A 19,147-nucleotide genomic window follows, 5' to 3' on the forward strand; every position below is an offset into this window, starting at 1 on the left:
GGGCGGGGCGGGCGCGTCTCGCGATGGGGCACCGCTCGCCTTGGTTGCGCTCGCTCTGGTCGCGCTGGCCCCGGGCACTCTTGCCAAGGTGCCGCCCACGGCCGCATGCAGCACGCCGCCATCCCCGCGAGATCCCCACGCGATGTCCACACCGATCGCCCCGTCGGACGTTCCGGCCCATGACGGCCTGCCGCCGGCGCGACGGGGGCGGGCGATGGTCGCGGTGCTCACCGGCGTCGCCCTCGCGACCCTCGACACGGCGATCGCCAACACCGCCCTGCCCACCATCGCCGCCGACCTCGGCGTCGACCCGAGCGCCTCGGTGTGGATCGTGAACGCCTACCAGCTCGCCGTCGTGGCGACGCTGCTGCCGATCGCGGCGCTCGGCGAGATCGTCGGCCAGCAGAGGATCTACATCGCAGGCTTCATCCTCTTCACCGCGTCCTCGCTCGTCTGCGCCCTGGCCTGGTCGCTGCCGACGCTCGTCGCGGCGCGGGTGCTCCAGGGCGTCGGCGCGAGCGCGTTGATGGCGGTCAACATCGCCCTCATCCGCTTCATCTATCCGGCCGACCAGCTCGGGCGCGGCGTCGGCCTCAACGCCTTCGTCGTCGGCGTCGGCTTCGCGGTCGGCCCGACCGTCGCCTCGCTGATCCTCGTCGCCGCGCCCTGGCCCTGGCTCTTCGCCGTCAACGTGCCGATCGGCCTCGTCGCCCTGCTCCTGGCCTGGACCGCGCTGCCGGACACCGGGCGCTCCGGCCATCGCTTCGACGTCGTCGGCGCGCTGCTCAACGCTTCCGCCTTCGCGCTCCTCGTGCTCGCCCTCGGCGAGGCCGCCCACGAGGGGCCGCTCCGGCGCATCCTCGCGGAAGCCGTCGGCTCGCTCGCCTGCTTCCTGCTCCTGCTGCGCCGGCAGGCGGGGCATCCCGCGCCGATGCTGGCCGCCGACCTGCTCCGGCGCCCGCTGTTCGCCCTCTCGGCCACCACGTCGGTGTGCTCGTTCGCGGCGCAGGGGCTCGCCTTCGTCTCGCTGCCGTTCCTGTTCCAGCACACGCTCGGGCGCACGCAGGTCGAGACCGGCTTCCTGATGACGCCCTGGCCCGTCGTGGTCGCGCTGCTGGCGCCGCTCGCCGGGCGGCTCTCGGACCGCTACCCGCCCGGTTTGCTCGGCGGCATCGGGCTCGCGATCCTCGCCCTCGGGATGGGGTTGCTCGCGGGACTTCCGGCGAACCCGAGCGTCGTGGACATCGGCTGGCGGATGGCGATCTGCGGCGGCGGCTTCGGCTTCTTCCAGGCGCCGAACCTGCGCGCGATCATGACGAGCGCGCCGCCCGCGCGGTCCGGGGGCGCGAGCGGCATCGTCGCCACCTCGCGGCTCCTCGGCCAGACCATGGGCGCCGCCCTCGTGGCCGCCTGCTTCGCGATCGCGGATGCGCACGGGCCGGCGCTCGCGCTCGGGCTCGGCGGCGCCTTCGCCGCCGTCGCCAGCGTGGTCAGCTTCCTGCGCCTCGCCGTCCGGCCGGAGGACACGGCCCGGCCCGCGTGAGACGCCGTCCGCGCGGTCCGGATCGGGCGCTCGCTACTCCGCGACGGCCGGCACGGCGTCGGCGATCACCACGCGGGGGACGAGCAGGGCGGTCAGCAGCGTCAGCAGCGCCACCGCGAAGACCGTCCAGAAGGTGCCGTGCAGGGCGTGCTGCAGGCTGATGCGGGCCGCCTCGCCGGCTCCGCCGAGGCTCGCCGGGTTGTCGAGCAGGCGGCGCAGCTGGTCGGGGTCCACCGTGGCCCCGCCGTCCGGATGGATGAGGCGATAGTTCAGGACGGCGCCGAGGGCGGTGGCGCCGAGCGTCGAGCCGAGGTTGCGCGCGAAGATGTTCGAGGCGGTGGCGGCCCCCCGCTGCGCCCAGGCGACGCTGTCCTGGATGATCACGATCGCCGCCGTCGACAGGAAGCCCATGCCGAGGCCCATGACGATCGACCCCGCCGCCGCGACGGCGGGCGAGGTCTCCGGGCCCAACGCCACGAAGGCCGACGCCCCGATCGGCAGCAGGGCGGCGCCGAGCAGCAGGACCGGCCGCAGGCCGAACCGGACGAAGCTGCGCGCCGCCGTGGTCGCGCCGACCGGCCAGCCGAGCACCATGAGGGTCAGGGTGAAGCCGGCCACGAGCGGCGATTGCCGGAGCACCCCCTGCACGTACATCGGCAGGAAGGCGGTGAGCCCGATGATCGCCATGCCCGAGAGCAGCGTCGCGGCGTTGGCGGTGAGGATCGGGCGCTGCCCCCAGAGCGCGAAATCCAGCATGGGGTCGGCGGCCCGCCGCTCCTGCAGCACGAACAGCGTGATCGCCACGAGGAAGGTCAGGCCGGAGGCGGTCGCCACGGCCGGCACGGTCGAGGTCTCGGTGAGGGCGATCATCAGCGCGGCGATGGCCAGCGTGAAGAGGCCGGCCCCGATCACGTCGATCCGGCGCCGCTTGCGCTCCACCTCCTCGCGCAGGAACAGCAGGAACAGGGCGGCCGCGAGGACGCCGACCGGCAGGTTGATCCAGAAGATCCACGGCCAGCTCAGGTGCCCGATGATCAGGCCTCCGGCGAGCGGCCCGGCCACCGAGGAGACGCCCCAGACGCTGGCGAGATAGCCCTGCACCCGGCCGCGCTCGCGCGCGGAGTAGAGGTCGCCGACCACGGTCATGCTCACGGGCTGGATCGCGCCCGCGCCGACGCCCTGCACGAGCCGGAACAGGATCAGCGACGGCATCGACCAGGCGAAGCCGCACAGCAGCGAGCCGGCGAGGAACACCGCGATGCCGAACAGCAGCACCGGGCGCCGCCCGTAGAGGTCGGACAGCTTGCCGAACACCACCGTGGTCGCGGTCTGCGTCAGCAGGAAGGAGGCGAACACCCAGGCGTAGAGGTGGAGGTCGCCGAGCTGCCCGGCGATCTGCGGCATCGCGGTCGAGACGATCGTCGCCTCGATCGCGATCATGAACATCGCCGCCATCACCGCGGCGAGGACCAGCGGGCGGCGCGTCGTCGGTGAGGTCAGCATGCCTGGGCTTTAGGGCTCCGGCGCTCCGGGCACCAGGGGCCGGACGCCGACGCGCGCCGGCTCAGACCGTCGCGGCCTCCGGCGTCGGCCCTCGATTCGGGATGCGGAGACGGCGTGCCGCCCGCGCTTCGGCAAGCCCGAGCGGCGCTGCACGGACGCCTGGACTGCGAGCCCGGCTGTGAGGGCATGTCCGAGCGCGGGTGGTCCAAGCAGAGTATCGAGGCGCGCGCGTCCGGCCCATGGCGGCCGTTCACGGACTCGGTTCGCGATCCGGGACGAACAGCAATCCGATGAGGACGACGGCGGGCACGAGCACGCAGGCGAAGGACAGGGCGGCGACCCCGAAAGCGCCCGCCAGGGCGCCGACCGCGAACGCCAGCACGGCCGACAGCGTGCGCCGAAGGCGGGTGGCGGCCGGCGCGCCGAGCGTCTTCCCGCAGGCATGGTCGGTCAGGTCGATCACGGCCTGCGTGACGTTCACGGTCATCACGGTGGTCGCGGCGAGGTGGCCGATCACCAGACGCCCGATGCCGTTCTGGATGCCCATGGCGGCGACCCCGAGCATGCCGACGCCGATCGCCTTCGCGCCGTCCGGCGAGCCGAGCGGCGACAGGGACGCGCCCACGATCGCGAAGGCGATCAGCGCGGCGGCTTCAAGCACCAGCAACGGGCGCAGCGGTGACGCCCCCCTCCGCTCGAGGGCCAGGGCGATGAGGCGGGTCACGGCCACCGCCAGGATGAACGTCGGCAGGGCAAGGAGCTTCGCGAGGACCCCGGTCGAGGTCGAGACCAGCTCCGCACCGATCAGCACGAAGTTGCCGGTGACGTGGGCCGTGAACAGGCCGGTCAGGGCGATGAAGGCGGCGGCGTCCACGAAGCCGGCGACGAAGGCCAGCCCGACACCGATCGCGGCGTCTCCATCAGCGAAGGCAGGCACGATGCTGGGGGCTCCTTTTCGGCGATCCAGGTCGTCCGGGGAGGTCGCCCGGAGACGGGTGCCGAGCTTCGACCGCTAACCCAAGGTCACCGAGCCGTCGGCCGGATCGACCGCGACGACGCGCGGACCACGCACGTCCGGATCGCGCTGCTCCCAGGCCGACAGGGCGGCGTTGGCGGCCTCGACGATCGCTCCCGGGGCGCCGCCGACCTGCGGGCGGATCGCCTCCACGAGCCGCGTCACGACCGTCTGCTCCTCGAGCGGGTGGGCCGGCATCGTCGCCTGCCGGCAGAACGCCGCGTAGACGTTCTCGGCGATCGCGCGGGCCGCGCGATCCAAATCCGGCGTCTCGTTCATGTCCTGTCGCCCTTCACCTGGGGATGTTCGGAGCGTGCGCCCCGGCTTGGATGGAGTCGGTGCCGGCCTGCGATCAGGGCGCGGGCTCCTGCAGCGGCTTGTCCTTGTCGATCACGTAGACCGACAGGATCTTGATCGTCCTGTCGCCGACCACCGTGTAGCCCGCATGCGGCACGCCGCGCTGGTTGATGCCGCGCTCGCCCGCCGGGCGCTCCTTCGGCTCCTTGCCCGCCACCTGCACGGTCCCGCCCTCGATCACGTAGAACGACTCCTCGCCGTTGTGGAAATGGCGGGGCGAGGTCGCGCCCGGCGGGAACTCCACCAGCTGCATGACGATCTCCCGGGTGTCGTCGCCGGAGACGGGCGAGCGTCCGAGTTCGGTCCGCTTGATCTCCTGCGCCACCGCCGAGCCCCCCAAGGCGATCCCGCCGGCACCGCATGCCAGCACAAGCCCCAAGGTCGCGAGCCATCGCCGCATCCGACGCATCCTCCGTTTCGGGAAAGGATGGCACGGACCGGATCGCAGCGGAACGGCCCGGTCACGCGCCGCCTCGTTTTCCGCACGGCTCGTTTTCCGCGCCGATCGTTCCCGGCGCCCCCGTCAGGCGTCGTCCTCGGGAGCGAACACCTCGCCCGCTTCCGCCAGCCGGACGTTGGCCGCGTCGGTCCGGAGCTGCAGCAGGCCGCGATACTCGGCGAGGAGGCGGCGCATCCCATCGTCGGCGCCCGAGCCGTCGACCGGTTCCGGCGAAGCCGGGTCGCAACCGTCGATCGCCTCCGCGGTCCGGCGGTCGACGCGGGCCCGGTCGGACGGGCTCAAGCCTGCGAGCCCGTCGAATCCGAGCCCGCGCGCGAAATGGGCGGCGATCTCTTCGCGCTTCGCGTCCAAGTCCGAGGTCGCCAAGTCCGATGTCGCCAAGTCCGGCATGACCCTCTCCTCAATCAGGACATCCACGCGTTCGACGAACGAGGAGGCTGAATGCGGCCGATCTGGCCTCACGCACCTCTGCTAGGTGAACCGCTGGGCCGAGATCGGATCGCTGGCGGGAAAGGTGTCCTCGAGCCCTTCGTCGAGCATGCGCTCCCGGCGCCGCACCGGGACGTCGGCCGCCGGGCGACCCTTCGCGCGCGTACGGCTGCTCCCGCCGAGGAACCCGCTCTGCCACAGGAGGTAGCCGACGCCGACGGCAAGGGTGCAGACGATGACCTTGAGGTCCAGCTCGCTCCGGGGGGCAGGCTCGGGGTGCCGTGCCTGCAGCGCCCACCGCCGCGCCTGGACGAAGGCCCGCGCCGCGTCGTCGGCCTGCCTGTCGGAGAGCAGCGTGCGGGCGGCGGGCAGCAGCTCGTGCTTGAGCCGATGGAGGTGCTGATCCACGAGGTAGGTCGCATCCTCGAAGTCGTTCAGCCAACCCTCGGAGGTCTTCCTGCGACGCCGCGCCAGGTCGGAGAGCTGGCCGATGAACGCCCGGTGCCCGTCCGACAGCTCGTCCACGAGCCGCCGGGTCTGCGGCAGCCGGCCGAGCGGGGCGTAGAGGCTGACGGACACCGCCTGCGCGTGGGCCTCGAGCGCGTCGACGAGGTGCTCGAGGAGTCGCTCCCGGCTCCTGACGACGCCGGGTCCGTTCAAGGCTCTCGGCGCGTCGTGGATGAGATGCTCGATGTTCGCGTGATCGCGTCCGATGCGCTGCCAGACATCCATGCACGGTACTCCATAAGTCGTACCTGCCAACCGCCTCGCCCAGGGGCTGTTCCTTAGGTCCGGCCCCGCGCGATGCGTGCCGCGCGAGGGCGCAAGCCGCCGGAGACGCCGGGCCCGCGCCGGCGAGAATGAACCGGACGTGCGCTCCCGCATTGGGGGAGGCAGGAGACCCGAATGCCGCCCGACGCAACCCAAGAACCGCAGACCGTCAACCTCTCGACGCCGGACGCGGCCGCCTACTGGGCGCGCAAGCTCCAGGTTCCCGTCGAGAAGCTCGGCGCGGCGGTCGACGCCGTCGGCCACGACGCCGAGAAGGTCGCGACGCATCTCGGCCTGCCCTGGCCGTACGAGGCCAGCGGCATCGTCTGACGACGGCAGACCCTGGGAGGGGCGCGTGAACGCAGCACCGGACGGTTCCATCATCCAGCGCGAATCCCCGCGCGCGGACCTTCTCGCCTTCGAGATCAAGGACCGCATCACCGAGCCGGACATCACGTGGATGTCGTCCATCGCCGACGCGGCCATGAAGACGGTCGACCGGTTCGACATGCTGCTGATCATGTCGAACTATGAGGGCACCGATCTCGGGGCGCGGTTCGACGGCTACGCGAGCCAGGTGATGGTGCGCTCGGTGGCCCACATCCGGAAGTACGTCGTGGTCGGCGCGCCGTCGTTCGCGCGCGCCATGATCAAGCTCTCCGGGACCGTGATGCCAGTCGACACCAAGACCTTCGACCTCGCCGACGAGGCCGCCGCCTGGGCCTACCTCGCGGAAGCCGGGCCCGTCGCGAAGAGCTGAGGCCGGCCCATCAGGCCAGGACAGGCGGCCGCCTTCATTCCGGTGGACGCGCACTCAGCCTGCGCGCAACTCGGCGTGGACCAACCGGCGCATGGCGCAGGTGCGACACGATCGACGACCCGTCCGTCCCAGTCACCCCGGCGCCAGCGGAACTTCCAGTCGAGGAAATCGGTTTTCCCGCCTCAAGCCATCCTCTAGCGAGATCGCAGGAGGATCATGGCAGGCACGTCGATCGGGGCACGCGAAGCGATGACACGCAAGACGACGACCAAGGCGGTTCGGGCCGCGCTCGCGACGGGCCTTCTTCTCGGCTCGACCGGTGCCGTGTTCGCCTGGGGTGGCGGCGGTGGCGGGAGCGACAGCGGCAGCGGGCTCTCGCCCTATGCCGCGCTGAACGGGAACGACCGCTCGGCCGGCGTCAACAGCGGCAACTACCGCGCGCCGGAGCTCGATCCCTATCTCGGCGCCTACGGCGACGGCTACGCCCGCCCCGTCCAGGACCGCTACCGTCCGGTCCGCCGGCCCTATTACGGCCGGCCCTATTGATCGGGCACTCATAAACCAACTGGGATCGGCGGCCGTCATCCGACGGTCGCCGTGACCTCGATCTCGACCTTCATCGCGGCGCGCAGAAGGCCGGCGACGACCTGCAGGGTCGCGGCCGGCCGCACCTCGACCAGAACGCGCCCGCAGACCGCGAGCACGACTTCGGCATCCGCCCGGTCGGTGACGAGGTAGGTCGCCCGCACGATGCGCCCGAGGCCGGACCCGGCCTCGGCGAGGACCGAGGCGATCGTGCGCCAGCACGCCTCGGCCTACGCCGCGGCGTCCTCCGGCATCGTCATCGTGGCGTAATCGTAGCCGGTGGTGCCGGCCACGAACACGAAGCCCCCGTCGATCACCGCGCGCGAGTAGCCGTAGGCCGCCTCGAACGGCGAGCCCGAGCCGATCAGGCGCCGGGTCACCGGCGCAAGGCTTCCAGCACCTTCGCGCCCGGGCGTCCGGTCTGCGGCATGCCGAGGCTGCGCTCGACCTCCTTGATCGCGTCGCGGGTCTTGGCGCCGACCTTGCCGTCCGGCTCGCCGACGTCGTAGCCCCGCGCGGTCAGGCGGGCCTGCAGGTCGCGGCGCTCGGCCCGCGACAGCGGCGGGTCGTCGGTCGGCCACTCGGCCTGGATGCCGGCCCGGCCGCGCAGGCGATCGGACAGCACGGCGATGGCGAGGCCGTAGGATTCGGCGGCGTTGTAGGAGTAGATCGCGTCGAAGTTCTTGGTCACGAGGAAGGCCGGCCCCTCGACCCCTGCCGGGATCATGATGCCGACCGGCCCCTCGGCGGAAAGCGGCCGCCCGTCGACGCGCTTGACGCCGAGCGCGGCCCAGTGGCCCACCGGCTTCTTGTTCCTGCGCCCGGCGGCGCCCGCGTTGAAGCCGGCCGGCAGCTTCACCTCGTAGCCCCAGCCCTGTCCGTTCGACCATTTGGCGACGTGCAGGAAGTTCGCGGTGGAGCCGACGGCGTCGGGCACGGAATCGACCACGTCGCGGCGCCCGTCGCCGTCGAGGTCGACGGCCAGGCGCTGGTAGGTCGTCGGCATGAACTGGGTCTGGCCGAAGGCGCCGGCCCACGAGCCGTTGAGGCGCGCGGGCTCGATGTCGCCGTGCGCGATGATCTTCAGGGTCGCCATCAGCTCGCCGCGGAAGAAGTCGCGCCGGCGGTTGCCGGAGCAGGCCAGCGTCGCCAGCGACTGCACCAGCGGCATCTTGCCGAGGTTCTTGCCGAAGTTCGATTCCACGCCCCAGACCGCGGCGATGGTGAAGCGATCGACGCCGTAGCGGGCCTCGGCCTGGGCGAGCGCCGCGCCGTGCTGGCGCATCGCCGCCTTGCCGTCGTCGACGCGCTCGTCGTCCACCAGGGCGGCCATGTAGTCCCAGATCGGCGTCTTGAACTCGGGCTGCGCCTGGGAAAGCTCGATCACCTTGTCGTCGAAGGCGATCCCGTCGGTGGCGCTGCGGAACGCCTGCGCCGAGACGCCCTGCGCCGCCGCCTGCTGCTGCAGGCCGGCGAGGCAGGACTGGAAGTCGGCCCGCGCACCGGTCGTCGCGAGGCAGGCGACGGCGATCCACGGCAGGATCGGCCTGCGGGAGGAGCGCTGCCGGGGAGATCGCTGCATCGTCGTCGCTCGCATGGTGTCCGAAGCGTGGGAGCCTGGGAGGGAACGGTTAACCCAGGCTTAATTCGAGGGCGTCGGACGATCCGCAGGCCGGGCGCGCGCCCTCACGCCCAGCCGCGCGCGGCGAGCTTGTCCTCGTAGGCGTCGATCTTCGGCGCGCGCTTCAGGGTCAGGCCGATCTCGTCGAGGCCGTTGAGCAGGCTCTCCTTGCGGCCGGGATCGATGTCGAAGTGCAGCGTGCCGCCGTCCGGGCCGCGGATGGTCTGGGCTTCGAGGTCGACCGAGAGGGTGGCGTTGGCGCCGCGCTCGGCATCCTCGAACAGCTTCTCGAGGTCTTCCTGCGAGACCACGATCGCCAGGATGCCGTTCTTGGCGCAGTTGTTGAAGAAGATGTCGGCGAAGCTCGTCGAGATCACGCAGCGGATGCCGAAATCGGTCAGCGCCCAGGGCGCGTGCTCGCGCGACGAGCCGCAGCCGAAGTTGTCGCCCGCCACCAGGATCTTGGCGTTGCGGTAGGCCGGCTGGTTGAGGACGAAGTCCGGGTTCTCGGAGCCGTCGTCCCGGTAGCGCATCTCGGCGAACAGCCCCTTGCCGAGGCCGGTGCGCTTGATCGTCTTGAGGTACTGCTTCGGGATGATCCGGTCGGTGTCGACGTTGATGATCCGCATGGGCGCCGCGACGCCCTCCAGGGTGTTGAATCTGTCCATCGTCCTTGCCGGTCTGTCGAATGCCAACGGGGGTCGGCCGCCACCCTAACAGCGGCGCGGCGGACCGGGAAGATTCACGCCAGGCGCCCGGCGCGCAGCTGTTCCGCCCGGAGGTGCTCCGCCCGGACGTGCTCCGCCCTGAGGTGCCCGTCGTGGATCGCCGACGCGACCAGGGCGCCCGCGACGCCGGCGCCGGCCAGCGCGGCGAGGTCGTCGGGGCCGCGCACGCCGCCGGCCGCGTAGATCCGGCGGTCCGGCGCGAGGCGCGCGGCCGCCGCCAGCCCGGCGAGGTCCGGCCCGGAGCCGACGCCGACGCGCGACAGCGTCATCACGATCACCTCGGGCGGCCAGTGGCGGGCATCCGCGTGCAGCCCGGGCGGCCCGAGGCGCGTCGCGCCGCGGCTGTCGAGCGAGAGCACGGCACGGTCCCCGAGGCGTTCGACGAGGCCCTCGTCGGCCTGGCTCTCGCTGCCGACCACCGGGCGGCCGAGCCCGGCCGCGAGGAAGGCCTCGACCGTCGCCGCCTCGGCGAAGCCCGCGTCGACCCAGAGGCCGACGCCGGGGCAGGCCCGGGCGATCGCCTCCAGCGCCCGCAGGTCGGGCGGCTCGCCGTCCATGATCGCGTCGAGGTCGGCGACGTAGAGGGTCGGCCCGGAGACCGCGTCGAGAAGGCCGCGGGCGACGTCGGCCGGCGCCGAGCCCTTTGCCAAGGGCGTCTCGATCGGGGCATAGCTGTGCCGTTCGCCGGCGCGCGCCCGCACCACCTGTCCGTGGCGCAGGTCGATCACCGGAATCACCGCGAACGAAGCCCGCGCGGTTTCGTCGCCCATCAATGAGATCGCCATTGGCCGCCGCGCTCCCCCACCCCGCCAGGACGATCGGATGGGATCTCGGCGGGGTGCACGTCAAGGCGGCGCTGGTCGAGGGCGGCGTCGTCCGCGCGGTGGTGCAGGCGCCGTGCCCGCTCTGGCGCGGGCTGCCGGCCCTCGACGACACCTTCGCCGGGCTGCCCGATTGGGCGCGGGGGGAGGCGGCGCACGCCGTCACGATGACCGGCGAGCTCACCGACTGCTTCGCCGACCGCACGGACGGCGTCGCGCAGCTCGCGGGCTGGGCGGCCGGGCACCTGTCCGGCGCGGTCGCGATCTATGCCGGGCGCGCAGGCTTCGTCGCAGCCGCCGAAGCGGAGGCCAACGCCGCCGCGATCGCCTCGGCGAACTGGCACGCCACCGCGGCCCTGCTCGGGCGGCACGTGCCGGACGCGCTGCTCGTCGACGTCGGCTCGACCACCGCCGACCTGATCCCGATCGTCGGGGGCCGCGCCGCCGCCGCCGGCTACGGCGACGCCGAGCGGCTGGAGACGGGCGAACTCGTCTACACCGGCGTCGTGCGCACGCCCCTGCTGGCGCTCGCCGACCACGCTCCGTTCCAGGGCCGCCGCACCCGCCTGATGGCCGAGACCTTTTCGCACGCGGCGGATGTCTACCGCATCACCGGGGACCTGCCCGAGGGGGCCGACCAGCAGGCGAGCGGCGACGGCAAGGGCAAGTCGGTGACCGAGAGCGAGACGCGGCTCGCCCGGATGATCGGCCGCGACCGCGGGGAGGGGACGGACGAGGCCTGGCGGGCGCTCGCCCGCCACTTCGCCGAGGCGCAGCTGCGCCTGCTCCACGATGCCGCCGCCGGCCTGCTCTCGCGCCCCGACATGCCGGCCGCCGCGCCACTGATCGCCTGCGGCGCGGGCGCGTTCCTGGTCGAAGCCCTCGCCCAGCGGCTCGGTCGCCGCTGCCTCGCCTTCACCGCGGTGCTGGCGGAGCGGATCGCCGGCCGCCCCGACTGGGCCTCCACCTGCGGCCCGGCGCTTGCCGTGGCGCTGCTCTCCGCCGACCCCGCTCCCACGAAGGAAGCCCGATGACCGCCCTGAAGATCCTCGCCCGCGTCCTGACCGCCCGGGTCGGCCCGCATATCGAGCTGGCGCTCGCCACCGAGGACGGCGAGACCGTCAAGGTGCTGGCGACCCCCGACCAGATCGACCGGCTGATCGACGAGCTGGAGGACATGCTGCACGCGCCGGAAGCCCCGGACGACGGCGAGCCGCCCGAGGCGGCTTGATCGCCTCGCAGGGAGGGCGCGTGACGTCCGACCCGCTCGTGCCGCCGCCTAACGCAAAAAGTCCCCGAACGCCCGCGGGCTGTCGTCGGTCTTGATCTCGCGGGTCACCGTCAGCGTCTCGGCGTCGATCACCGAGAGCGTGTTCGAGCCCCAGTTGGCGACGATGACCGAGCGGCCGTCGGCGGTGGTCGCGATGCCCTCGGGGTGGTCGCCGACCTCGATCCGCGTCACGGGGGCGAGCGTGCCTCGGTCGAACACCGTGACGGTGCCGGAATACTGGTCGGTGACGAAGCCGCGCTTGTCCGTCAACGCGATCACGTAGGGGCGCTGGCCGGTCTTCACCCGGCCGACCTCGCGCGCTTCGGCGAGGTCGATCACCGACACGTCGTCGCCGGTGACGTTGGCGGTGTAGGCGCGCTTGACGTCGGGATCGATCGTGAGGCCGAACGGATGGTGGCCGACGGCGATCGTCGCGGTCGCGCGGCGGGTCGCGACGTCGACCACCGAGACCGTGTCCGCCTCGCGGTTGGCCACCAGCAGCGTCGCGCCGTCCGGCGTCACCGCCAGCCCGGAGGGCGAGGCGCCGACCGCGATCTCGCCGTCGAGCTTCAGACCCACTTCGCTCGGCACCAGCACGAACACCCGCTTGGCGTACCAGTCGGCGACGTAGACGGCGCCGCCCTTCGGGTTCGCCGCGATGCCGAGCGGACCGCCCGGCAGGGTCAGCACCTGCACGACCTTGCGCGTGGGAAGGTCGATGACGGCGATGCCCGGCGCGTCCGGGCAGGTCACGTAGGCCTGGGTGCGGTCGGGGGAGAAGGCGATGCCGGCGGGCGAGCCGGCGACCGGGATGCGCTGCAGGATCGTGCCGGCCGCGAGGTCGATCACGTCGACGGCGTTGTCGCCCTGCACGGTGACGACCGCCTCGGCGGCGCGCGCGGCGAACGGGGCGAGCCACAGGGCCGAGGCGAGCGAGAGGACCGAGGCGAGCGAGAGGCCGGCACCCGGCCGGCCTCCGCGTCGCGTCGTCGTGAAACGGCTCAAGAGCCCTTCTCGACCTGCGCCTTCAGGGCGTCGAGGCCGGTGCGGTAGAGGCCGCGCACGGCCTTCTGGGAGGCCTCGTCGCTCAGCTCGGGCGGCGGGTCGTTGTTCATGTAGCCGCGGTAGAACGCGCCGTCCCACGACACCTTCGACTTGCCGTCGCCGTCGGCCTCGACCTTGAGCGTGGAGGAGTAGTCGTTGACCGGGAGGGTCTTCACGTCGACCTTGGTGATCCGGTACGAGTAGCTCATCTTCTCGGCGGAATACTTGTACAGGCTCTCCTCGACGGTGGCGCCGCCCTTGAGCGTCAGCACGCGGGTGGCCTTGTCGGGGGTGTTGCCCTCCTTGCCCTCGGTCTTCTCGACCAGGGGCAGCCAGCTCATGTCCTGGAAGTTGCCGATCACCTTCCAGACCTTGTCCGGGCTGGCGTTGATCTCGACCGTCTCCTCGACCTTCTTGCGGGTCGGGCCGTGGGCCTGGGCCGTGGTCGCCGCCAGCGCGGCGATCACCACGGCGCTCGTGAGGGCCAGTCTTCTCATCAGCATGTCACTCCTGAGGCTTCGCCGTCTCGTGCGGCGTCGGTGTCGGCGAGGATGCGGTCTTCCGTCCCGAGGTGGGCGGCGACCTTGTCCTCGATCCAGTCCCAGGCCTCCCGCTCGCGCGGGCCGGCCGTCTTGGATATCGCGATGGCGAGATAGCGCATCTCGGCCATGACCTTGTCGGGCGCCAGCATGTGGAGCCGCGTCGAGAGGATCGCCGCCTCCAGCACGGCGGCCTGCGCCCGGTTGTAGCCGATGAACGGGGCGTGGGCCGCCGCGTGGACCAGGCGTCCGCGGTAGCGCGGCCGGGTCGCGTCGGCCTCGACCGACGTCACCGCGAACTCGGCGTGGCCGAAGCTGTCGGCGAGGCGCCGTCCGCGGATCCTGTCGCACGCGACCGTCGGCCACTCGCGGCGGCCGGTGACCGCGCCCGCGATCACCCGCACGTCGCGCGGGCTCGACGCACAGAAGTACGGGTCGGCGTCGAGGTTGAGGATCGTCGGCGAGGGCCGGAACGGCGCCAGCACATAGTCGTCGCCCTCCGCGATCAGGCCGAAGGGCACGAGGTGCAGGGCGCCCTCGGGGGACAGCGTGGTGACGATCGTCTCGAGGATCAGCGGCACCGGCTCAGGCCTCCCCGGCCGGCACGAGCTTGCCGCAGACGAGTTTTTGCGGCGGCGCCTCGGGCGTCGCCGACACCGACGCCTCGGCCGCGGCCTCCTCCGGCGCGATGGTGCGGGGCGCCGAGGCGCCGGCCTCGACCGGAACCTGGGCGTCGCGCGCGCCCGGCAGGGCGTCCGGCCCAGAATGCTTGGTGTGGCCGGCCTTCTTGAAGGCGGTGGTGTCCTCGACATCGGCGTCGGCGGCGCAGGCCCAGTCCAGCGGCTCGTCCTGCACGTAGCGCTTGCCGAGGCGCCACGCGGTCTCGGCCTTGGTCAGCTCGCCGCCGAGGTAGAACGCGTGGGCGCCGTCGCTGGCGACGTCGAGATCGGTGAAGAAGGCCATCGCGTCGGTGCCGACCTTGTGGACGTCGCGGTTGTAGACGTGGATCCCGTCCTCGGCGACCGCGATCCGGTAGTTCGGGTCGCGGACCTGGGCCGCCAGCGCCGCGATCTCGTCGGGCGTTTGCACGAAGGGACGCTTGTCGTGAAGTGCCAGAAGTGCCCGGCCGTAGCCCTTCGGCAGCGCCGCGTCGGCCTTGGCCGCGTACATCACCCGCCTCGCGGCATCGTGTTCCTCCACCGTGCGGCGGGTGTGGTTCGAGACCTGCACGATCAGGACGTTGCCGACCGACAGCTCCGAGCACATCCCGACCAGCAGCGCGGTGATCCCGAGGCTGTCGGCCTCGGTGAGTTCGGTGAGGTTGCCGGTTCCCATCATCATCGCGATGTCGGGCCAGCGGGCGCGGGTGGCGCGGTAGCGCTCGATCGAGTCGACGAAGCCGAAATGGATCGGCTCCAGGATCGGGTCGGCGATGAACGGGCGCCCCGCCGCCGCCATCCGCGCGATGGCGCGGTCGAGGGAGGGCAGGTCGTCGGGCCGCGTCGGCACGAGGATCGGCACCGCGTCGGTCTCGAAGGCGAGGTCGAGGGTCTCCTCGTTGAGGCTCAGCAGGAAGTCGGCCCCGGCGGCCGCCCCCCGCCGCAGCTCGTCGATCGAGAAGGAGTCGACGCTGACCTTCAGCCCCTGCGCCTTCAGCCCGCGCACGCACGCCTCGAGATGCGGGAAGTCGGTGTCCGGCAGGCCGCCGAGGTCGATCACGTCGGCGCCCCGGCGCGCCAGGTCCAGGCCCTTGGCCACCACCTGGTCCGCGTTCATCTTCGAGGCGTCGACGATCTCGGAGAAGATGCGCAGGTCGTGGCGCGAGAGGTCGACCTTGCGGCCGGCCAAGCCCAGATGGGCCGGCAGGTCGACGATCTCGTCGGGGCCGCGCTCCACCGGCAGGCCGAAATGGGCGGCCAGCGCCTCCGGGTTCGCCCGGCAGCGCCCCGGCAGGACGATGCGGGTGGCGCCGTCGGGCAGGGTGACGCGGCGCTTGATGATCTCCTCGGTCATCAGCGCGGCGACCTTCACCCCGGAATCGGCGATGCTCCAGGCGAAGCGCTCGGGGGGCAGGGCGCTCGCGACCTTCTCCAGCCGGGCGCGCGCGAGCTTGCCGGTGACGAAGACGAGGTGCTCGGGCGCGCCGCTCATGCGGCGGCCCGGAGGTGGACGGCGCGCTCGCCGGCGGGCCCCAGGATCGCGACCGCGCCACCGTAACGGGCCGCGAAGGCCGGGAACGCGGCGTCGACCAGGCCGATCCGCGCGAGCGCCCGCGCGTCGGCACCGGCCGGCGCGTCGGCGGACTTCACCAGGATGCAGCGGGCGGCGCCGAGCTGCGTCGCCGCCCAGAGCGCGAGGCTGTCCGAGGTGACGTCCCAGGTTTCGGCGATGTCGGGGTGGCCGGCGCGCAGGGCTGCGGGGTCCCAGATGTGGGATCGAAGCGAGCCGGCGCCCTCGCGCGTCACCGTCCGAACGGACGGATTCACGCCTGTCGCAGCGGTTTCGGATCGAAGCGCGGGTCCCCTCTCCCCATGGGAGAGGGGGCCGCGAGGCTCCACCCGCGTGTCCTCGGTGGCCCCGCTGGGCTCTTGAAGGCGCTGGTCCTCGAAGGCGAGGGCGATGACGGGAAGGCGCGGCTCGATCGCGTGAAGATAGTCCGCCATGCGGCTCATCGCGTCGAGCGCACGGCGATGCGCCTCGGCGTCGTCGAAGCCGTCGCGCCGCTGCGCCGCGCGGACCGCGTCGGCGTGTTCGCCGCCGCCCGGGACGACGAGGCAGGGGCCGAAGGCGCCCTCCGCCAGCGCGGCGAGCAGCGCCCGCAGGCGTGCCGGGTCGGCTGAGAGGCTGCCGCCGACCTTGACGACGGTGCGCACGCTCACGCCGCGTCTCGCGCGGCCGGCCGGCGAAGCGCCCGCACGGCTTGCGACAGCCGCTGGGCGTCGAGGCCGTTGCGGCGGTCGCCGTCGCGGCAGAGGCCGCCGCGGAACCCGAGATAGTCCGGCCGGTGGGCGGCGAGGCCGGGGATGTCGCCGACGCGCAGCGACCCGGCGAGCCCCGACACCAGCCCCGCGATGCGGGCCGCGGCGACGAAGGCGGCGAGGCGCTCGCTGTCAATGAGGTCGGGCAGCCGGCGCCCGTCCTTGACCGCCGTGTCGATCATCGCGCCGATGAAGCCCGCCGCCGCGAGGCGCGGCGCGCAGTCCGGCTGGGGATCGTCCTCGGCGAACAGCACGGCGACGAGGCGGCCGGGCGCGGCGGCGCCGGCCGCGTGCAGGGCGGACACGTCGGCGAGCCAGTCGGGGCGGACCGCGACCTTGACCCAGGCGACGCCCGTCTCCGCCATGGCGCGGATCGCGGCCTGCCGCTCCGCCGGGGCCGGCTCCCCGGCCACCGCGCTCGTGGCCGCGCGGCCGGCGGTGCGCGCGACGACGGCGCGGACGATCTCCGCGGGCAGGGCGCCGAGCGCCCCGTTCTCCGGGTCCTTGGCGTCGATCAGGTCGGCGCCGGCACGGATCGCGACCTCGGCCTCGGCGGCGTCGCGGACGCTGACGAGGAGGCGGGGCAGGGAATGGGTCGAGACGGAAATGGCGGACTCGGACACGGGCGACCTGAACGGGAACGGCTCGGAGGCGGCGCGGACGCCGGACGACATCACGATTTGCCGGGCAGGGGCTCGGCGAGAAGGCGGTTCTTGACGATCCAGCGCATGGCATGCGTCCAGGTGTCGTCGGTGTCGGCCCGGATCACCACCTGCCCGCCGCGCACCACCTTGCCTGTGGCGGCGTCGGCGATCGCGACGTTGAGGTTGAAGATCTGGCCCGATCCCTTCTCCACATAACCGGTCACGGCGAGATCCGCACCCAGGGCCTTGGCGATCGGGGCGGCGCAGCCGTCGCACTTGTGGAGCGGCCCCTGCTTGTTCACCTCGGCCGCCTGCGGCGCGGTGTCGACGGGCTCCAGGCCGCCCTTGTCCTTGAGCGCGCTGCGCAGCTCCTCGGTGACCAGGGCGAGCTTGCGCACCTCGTCGGGCCGGGCCTTGCGCCCGCCGACGACGCCCGGATCGAACAGCTCGACGGGGAAGATCGCCGCCTTCATCGGGTCGGCCGCCGCCGCGCCCGGATGGCAGGCGGCGGCGAGCGCGAGGGGCGCCGCCGCGCGAAGCATCATACCGCGAACGATTTTGCCGCGTGGGATCATGACGGAACTCCGGTCGGAGGCATCGGGGACGACCGCAACGCCGGCCGCTTCCCGGCATAAGGTCGCGCGGCGGGTTGTTTTTGCAATGATCGGTGCGCGCTGAACGTTTGGACCGACATGCGCTTAGCGTTTGAGTCCGCCCCCGGAATGCTGTTACGGCTCGCCCCCATGCTCGCCATCCTGCACGATCCTGCACGTTCCCTCGGCGCCGCGATGCTCGTCGCCCTCGGTCTCGCCGGCCCGGCGATGGCGCAGGAACCCGCCGCCGCCCCGGCCGCGCCCGCGGAGGCGGCCGCCACCCATGTCGGCCTGATCTACCGGCCGCAGCCCGCGCCGTCCTCCTACGATGCCGAGGCCGCCCCCGAGGACGAGGGGCTGGCCGGCGCGAAGATGGCGATTGCCGACAACAACACCACCGGCCGCTTCACCAAGCAGAGCTACGCGCTGGACGAGATCGCGCTCACCGAGGGCGGTCCCTCCGCGGTCGACGCGGCCAAGGCGCTGCTCGGCAAGGGCATCCGCTTCCTAGTCCTGGCGCTGCCGGCCGACGAGGTGCTCGCCGTCTCGGAGGCGGCCAAGGCCGACGGCAAGGGCGCGGTGGTGCTGAACGCCGCGGCGCCCGACGACCGCCTGCGCGGCGCCGACTGCCGCAGGAACGTATTCCACATAGCCCCGAGCCGGGCGATGCAGACCGATGCGCTGGCGCAGTACCTCACCGTCATGCGCTGGCGGAAGGTGTTCCTGATCGTCGGCCCGACCGACGCGGACAAGCTCTACGCCGACGCGATGCGCAACTCGGCGAAGAAGTTCGCCCTCAAGGTCACGGCGGAGAAGCCCTGGACCTTCGGGCCGCTGGCCAAGGCGCGGGGCGACACGCCGACCCGCGCCGAGGCGATGGTCTTCACCCGCGGGCTCGACTACGACATGGCGATCGTGGCCGACGAGGAGGCGGACTGGGGCGACTACGTCCCCTATCGCACCGTCGACCCGCGGCCCGTCGGCGGCACGCAGGGGCTTATCGCCACCACCTGGTCGCCGGTGCTGGAGACCTGGGGCGCCGCCCAGGCGCAGAACCGCTTCCGCCGCCTGTCGGGCCGGCTGATGCGGCCGCTGGACTACCAGGTCTGGGCCGCGGTCCGCGTCGTCGGCGACGCCGGGACGGCCAAGAAGAGCGCCGACCCGTCGGTGCTCGCCGCCTCCCTCGTCGACCCGGCCTTCGGCCTGCCCGCCTACAAGGGCGTGTCGCTCAGCTTCCGCCCCTGGGACCACCAGCTGCGCCAGCCGCTGATCGTGGTGCAGCCCAAGGCCCTGGTCTCGGTGGCGCCCGAGCAGGGCTTCCTGCACCAGCGCACGCCGCTCGACACCCTCGGGACCGACCTGCCCGAGACGACCTGCAAGTTCCCATGACCGCGCAAGTTCCCATGACCGCGCAACTTCCCATGACCGCGCTTGGGGGCAGGGGGAACGCGCCGTTCCGCCGCCCTCGCCACGCGGGCGAAACGCA

23 protein-coding genes and 1 pseudogene are annotated in these 19,147 nt (G+C 72.7%); 7 read left to right on the forward strand and 17 right to left on the reverse strand.

The features are described from left to right. Window positions 1-142: 142 nt before the first annotated feature. On the forward strand, window positions 143-1,543 hold the full coding sequence (locus tag FV226_RS17395) for an MFS transporter (RefSeq protein WP_147763880.1): 1,401 nt from the start codon (window positions 143-145) through the stop codon (window positions 1,541-1,543). 33 nt (window positions 1,544-1,576) lie between these two features. On the opposite strand, the gene FV226_RS17400 is transcribed toward FV226_RS17395, so the two are convergent. The 6 genes from FV226_RS17400 to FV226_RS17425 form a co-directional block, all read right to left on the reverse strand. Further along, on the reverse strand, window positions 1,577-3,046 hold the full coding sequence (locus FV226_RS17400) for an MDR family MFS transporter (protein ID WP_147763881.1): 1,470 nt from the start codon (window positions 3,044-3,046) through the stop codon (window positions 1,577-1,579). Between the two features lie 250 nt (window positions 3,047-3,296). After that, window positions 3,297-3,983 carry a YoaK family protein gene (locus tag FV226_RS17405; RefSeq protein WP_246691639.1) on the reverse strand — a complete coding sequence of 229 codons (687 nt, stop codon included), beginning with the start codon at window positions 3,981-3,983 and terminating at the stop codon, window positions 3,297-3,299. A gap of 75 nt (window positions 3,984-4,058) precedes the next feature. After that, the gene (locus FV226_RS17410; RefSeq protein WP_147763883.1) at window positions 4,059-4,340 is read right to left on the reverse strand and encodes a hypothetical protein; all 282 of its coding nucleotides are present in this window, start codon (window positions 4,338-4,340) and stop codon (window positions 4,059-4,061) included. A 73-nt stretch (window positions 4,341-4,413) separates the two neighbouring features. Then, window positions 4,414-4,818 carry a cupin domain-containing protein gene (locus FV226_RS17415; protein WP_147763884.1) on the reverse strand — a complete coding sequence of 135 codons (405 nt, stop codon included), beginning with the start codon at window positions 4,816-4,818 and terminating at the stop codon, window positions 4,414-4,416. Between the two features lie 123 nt (window positions 4,819-4,941). Continuing rightward, entirely contained in the window at window positions 4,942-5,268 is a 327-nt protein-coding gene (locus FV226_RS17420; protein WP_147763885.1) for a hypothetical protein, read from the reverse strand. Between the two features lie 81 nt (window positions 5,269-5,349). Then, window positions 5,350-6,039: a hemerythrin domain-containing protein gene (locus tag FV226_RS17425; protein WP_147763886.1), complete on the reverse strand. Its 690-nt coding sequence runs from the start codon at window positions 6,037-6,039 to the stop codon at window positions 5,350-5,352. 174 nt (window positions 6,040-6,213) lie between these two features. Between FV226_RS17425 and FV226_RS17430 the strand changes: the two genes are divergently transcribed. From FV226_RS17430 to FV226_RS17440, 3 genes are all read left to right on the forward strand, one after another. After that, window positions 6,214-6,408, forward strand: coding sequence for a DUF3606 domain-containing protein (locus FV226_RS17430; RefSeq protein WP_147751967.1), 195 nt, complete (start codon window positions 6,214-6,216; stop codon window positions 6,406-6,408). A 25-nt stretch (window positions 6,409-6,433) separates the two neighbouring features. After that, window positions 6,434-6,838 (forward strand): STAS/SEC14 domain-containing protein, encoded by a 405-nt coding sequence (locus tag FV226_RS17435; protein WP_187278786.1) that lies wholly within the window; start codon window positions 6,434-6,436, stop codon window positions 6,836-6,838. 249 nt (window positions 6,839-7,087) lie between these two features. Further along, window positions 7,088-7,384: a hypothetical protein gene (locus tag FV226_RS17440; RefSeq protein ID WP_238272083.1), complete on the forward strand. Its 297-nt coding sequence runs from the start codon at window positions 7,088-7,090 to the stop codon at window positions 7,382-7,384. A gap of 35 nt (window positions 7,385-7,419) precedes the next feature. Here FV226_RS17440 and FV226_RS17445 read toward each other — a convergent pair. The 4 genes and pseudogenes from FV226_RS17445 to FV226_RS17460 all read right to left on the reverse strand — a co-directional run bounded on the left by FV226_RS17445 (window position 7,420) and on the right by FV226_RS17460 (window position 10,542). Beyond that, window positions 7,420-7,803: pseudogene (locus FV226_RS17445) on the reverse strand (RidA family protein). Beyond that, complete coding sequence (locus tag FV226_RS17450; RefSeq protein ID WP_147763887.1) at window positions 7,800-9,005, reverse strand: lytic murein transglycosylase; 1,206 nt, start codon at window positions 9,003-9,005, stop codon at window positions 7,800-7,802. The pseudogene FV226_RS17445 and the gene FV226_RS17450 overlap by 4 nt, the downstream one beginning before the upstream one ends. A 104-nt stretch (window positions 9,006-9,109) precedes the next feature. Further along, the gene (gene leuD / locus FV226_RS17455; RefSeq protein ID WP_147763888.1) at window positions 9,110-9,712 is read right to left on the reverse strand and encodes a 3-isopropylmalate dehydratase small subunit; all 603 of its coding nucleotides are present in this window, start codon (window positions 9,710-9,712) and stop codon (window positions 9,110-9,112) included. 74 nt (window positions 9,713-9,786) lie between these two features. After that, the gene (locus tag FV226_RS17460) at window positions 9,787-10,542 is read right to left on the reverse strand and encodes a HisA/HisF-related TIM barrel protein (RefSeq protein WP_147763889.1); all 756 of its coding nucleotides are present in this window, start codon (window positions 10,540-10,542) and stop codon (window positions 9,787-9,789) included. Window positions 10,543-10,544: 2 nt separating this feature from the next. On the opposite strand from FV226_RS17460, the gene FV226_RS17465 reads away from it, so the two are divergent. After that, on the forward strand, window positions 10,545-11,627 hold the full coding sequence (locus FV226_RS17465; protein ID WP_147763890.1) for a hydantoinase/oxoprolinase family protein: 1,083 nt from the start codon (window positions 10,545-10,547) through the stop codon (window positions 11,625-11,627). Next, window positions 11,624-11,824, forward strand: coding sequence for a hypothetical protein (locus FV226_RS17470; RefSeq protein ID WP_147753646.1), 201 nt, complete (start codon window positions 11,624-11,626; stop codon window positions 11,822-11,824). Before FV226_RS17465 ends, FV226_RS17470 begins: the two co-directional genes overlap by 4 nt. A gap of 48 nt (window positions 11,825-11,872) precedes the next feature. On the opposite strand, the gene FV226_RS17475 is transcribed toward FV226_RS17470, so the two are convergent. The 7 genes from FV226_RS17475 to FV226_RS17510 are packed head-to-tail and all read right to left on the reverse strand — an operon-like array spanning window position 11,873 to window position 17,613. Continuing rightward, a complete protein-coding gene (locus tag FV226_RS17475) occupies window positions 11,873-12,868 on the reverse strand; it encodes a beta-propeller fold lactonase family protein (protein ID WP_147763891.1) in 996 nt (331 codons plus the stop codon). Next, window positions 12,865-13,404: an SRPBCC family protein gene (locus FV226_RS17480; protein WP_238272081.1), complete on the reverse strand. Its 540-nt coding sequence runs from the start codon at window positions 13,402-13,404 to the stop codon at window positions 12,865-12,867. The genes FV226_RS17475 and FV226_RS17480 overlap by 4 nt, the downstream gene beginning before the upstream one ends. After that, window positions 13,404-14,027 carry a DUF447 domain-containing protein gene (locus FV226_RS17485; protein ID WP_147753649.1) on the reverse strand — a complete coding sequence of 208 codons (624 nt, stop codon included), beginning with the start codon at window positions 14,025-14,027 and terminating at the stop codon, window positions 13,404-13,406. Before FV226_RS17485 ends, FV226_RS17480 begins: the two co-directional genes overlap by 1 nt. A 4-nt stretch (window positions 14,028-14,031) precedes the next feature. Next, a complete protein-coding gene (locus FV226_RS17490) occupies window positions 14,032-15,597 on the reverse strand; it encodes a DUF6513 domain-containing protein (protein WP_147763892.1) in 1,566 nt (521 codons plus the stop codon). Continuing rightward, window positions 15,594-16,325, reverse strand: coding sequence for a uridylate kinase (locus FV226_RS28660; RefSeq protein WP_246691640.1), 732 nt, complete (start codon window positions 16,323-16,325; stop codon window positions 15,594-15,596). Before FV226_RS28660 ends, FV226_RS17490 begins: the two co-directional genes overlap by 4 nt. Continuing rightward, complete coding sequence (locus FV226_RS17505; RefSeq protein WP_147763893.1) at window positions 16,322-17,098, reverse strand: (5-formylfuran-3-yl)methyl phosphate synthase; 777 nt, start codon at window positions 17,096-17,098, stop codon at window positions 16,322-16,324. The genes FV226_RS28660 and FV226_RS17505 overlap by 4 nt, the downstream gene beginning before the upstream one ends. Further along, window positions 17,098-17,613, reverse strand: a complete 516-nt coding sequence (locus FV226_RS17510; RefSeq protein WP_147763894.1) for a DUF3280 domain-containing protein — start codon at window positions 17,611-17,613, stop codon at window positions 17,098-17,100. Before FV226_RS17510 ends, FV226_RS17505 begins: the two co-directional genes overlap by 1 nt. A 198-nt stretch (window positions 17,614-17,811) precedes the next feature. Here FV226_RS17510 and FV226_RS17515 point away from each other — a divergent pair, with 198 nt between their 5' ends. After that, entirely contained in the window at window positions 17,812-19,050 is a 1,239-nt protein-coding gene (locus tag FV226_RS17515; protein ID WP_147763895.1) for an ABC transporter substrate-binding protein, read from the forward strand. Window positions 19,051-19,147 lie beyond the last annotated feature (97 nt).

Origin of the sequence: Methylobacterium sp. WL12, assembly GCF_008039475.1 — a bacterium.
GTDB classification, from domain to species: Bacteria; Pseudomonadota; Alphaproteobacteria; order Rhizobiales; family Beijerinckiaceae; genus Methylobacterium; species Methylobacterium cerastii.

Excerpts from the sequence above, each read along its gene's own strand:
- FV226_RS17395 (WP_147763880.1), top strand. The coding sequence starts at position 143 with ATGTCCACACCGATCGCCCCGTCGGACGTTCCGGCCCATGACGGCCTG.
- FV226_RS17400 (WP_147763881.1), bottom strand. The coding sequence starts at position 3,046 with ATGCTGACCTCACCGACGACGCGCCGCCCGCTGGTCCTCGCCGCGGTG.
- FV226_RS17410 (WP_147763883.1), bottom strand. The coding sequence starts at position 4,340 with ATGAACGAGACGCCGGATTTGGATCGCGCGGCCCGCGCGATCGCCGAG.
- FV226_RS17415 (WP_147763884.1), bottom strand. The coding sequence starts at position 4,818 with ATGCGGCGATGGCTCGCGACCTTGGGGCTTGTGCTGGCATGCGGTGCC.
- FV226_RS17420 (WP_147763885.1), bottom strand. The coding sequence starts at position 5,268 with ATGCCGGACTTGGCGACATCGGACTTGGCGACCTCGGACTTGGACGCG.
- FV226_RS17425 (WP_147763886.1), bottom strand. The coding sequence starts at position 6,039 with ATGGATGTCTGGCAGCGCATCGGACGCGATCACGCGAACATCGAGCAT.
- FV226_RS17430 (WP_147751967.1), top strand. The coding sequence starts at position 6,214 with ATGCCGCCCGACGCAACCCAAGAACCGCAGACCGTCAACCTCTCGACG.
- FV226_RS17440 (WP_238272083.1), top strand. The coding sequence starts at position 7,088 with ATGACACGCAAGACGACGACCAAGGCGGTTCGGGCCGCGCTCGCGACG.
- FV226_RS17450 (WP_147763887.1), bottom strand. The coding sequence starts at position 9,005 with ATGCAGCGATCTCCCCGGCAGCGCTCCTCCCGCAGGCCGATCCTGCCG.
- leuD (WP_147763888.1), bottom strand. The coding sequence starts at position 9,712 with ATGGACAGATTCAACACCCTGGAGGGCGTCGCGGCGCCCATGCGGATC.
- FV226_RS17460 (WP_147763889.1), bottom strand. The coding sequence starts at position 10,542 with ATGGGCGACGAAACCGCGCGGGCTTCGTTCGCGGTGATTCCGGTGATC.
- FV226_RS17465 (WP_147763890.1), top strand. The coding sequence starts at position 10,545 with ATGAGATCGCCATTGGCCGCCGCGCTCCCCCACCCCGCCAGGACGATC.
- FV226_RS17470 (WP_147753646.1), top strand. The coding sequence starts at position 11,624 with ATGACCGCCCTGAAGATCCTCGCCCGCGTCCTGACCGCCCGGGTCGGC.
- FV226_RS17480 (WP_238272081.1), bottom strand. The coding sequence starts at position 13,404 with ATGAGAAGACTGGCCCTCACGAGCGCCGTGGTGATCGCCGCGCTGGCG.
- FV226_RS17490 (WP_147763892.1), bottom strand. The coding sequence starts at position 15,597 with ATGAGCGGCGCGCCCGAGCACCTCGTCTTCGTCACCGGCAAGCTCGCG.
- FV226_RS17505 (WP_147763893.1), bottom strand. The coding sequence starts at position 17,098 with ATGTCGTCCGGCGTCCGCGCCGCCTCCGAGCCGTTCCCGTTCAGGTCG.
- FV226_RS17510 (WP_147763894.1), bottom strand. The coding sequence starts at position 17,613 with ATGATGCTTCGCGCGGCGGCGCCCCTCGCGCTCGCCGCCGCCTGCCAT.
- FV226_RS17515 (WP_147763895.1), top strand. The coding sequence starts at position 17,812 with ATGCTCGCCATCCTGCACGATCCTGCACGTTCCCTCGGCGCCGCGATG.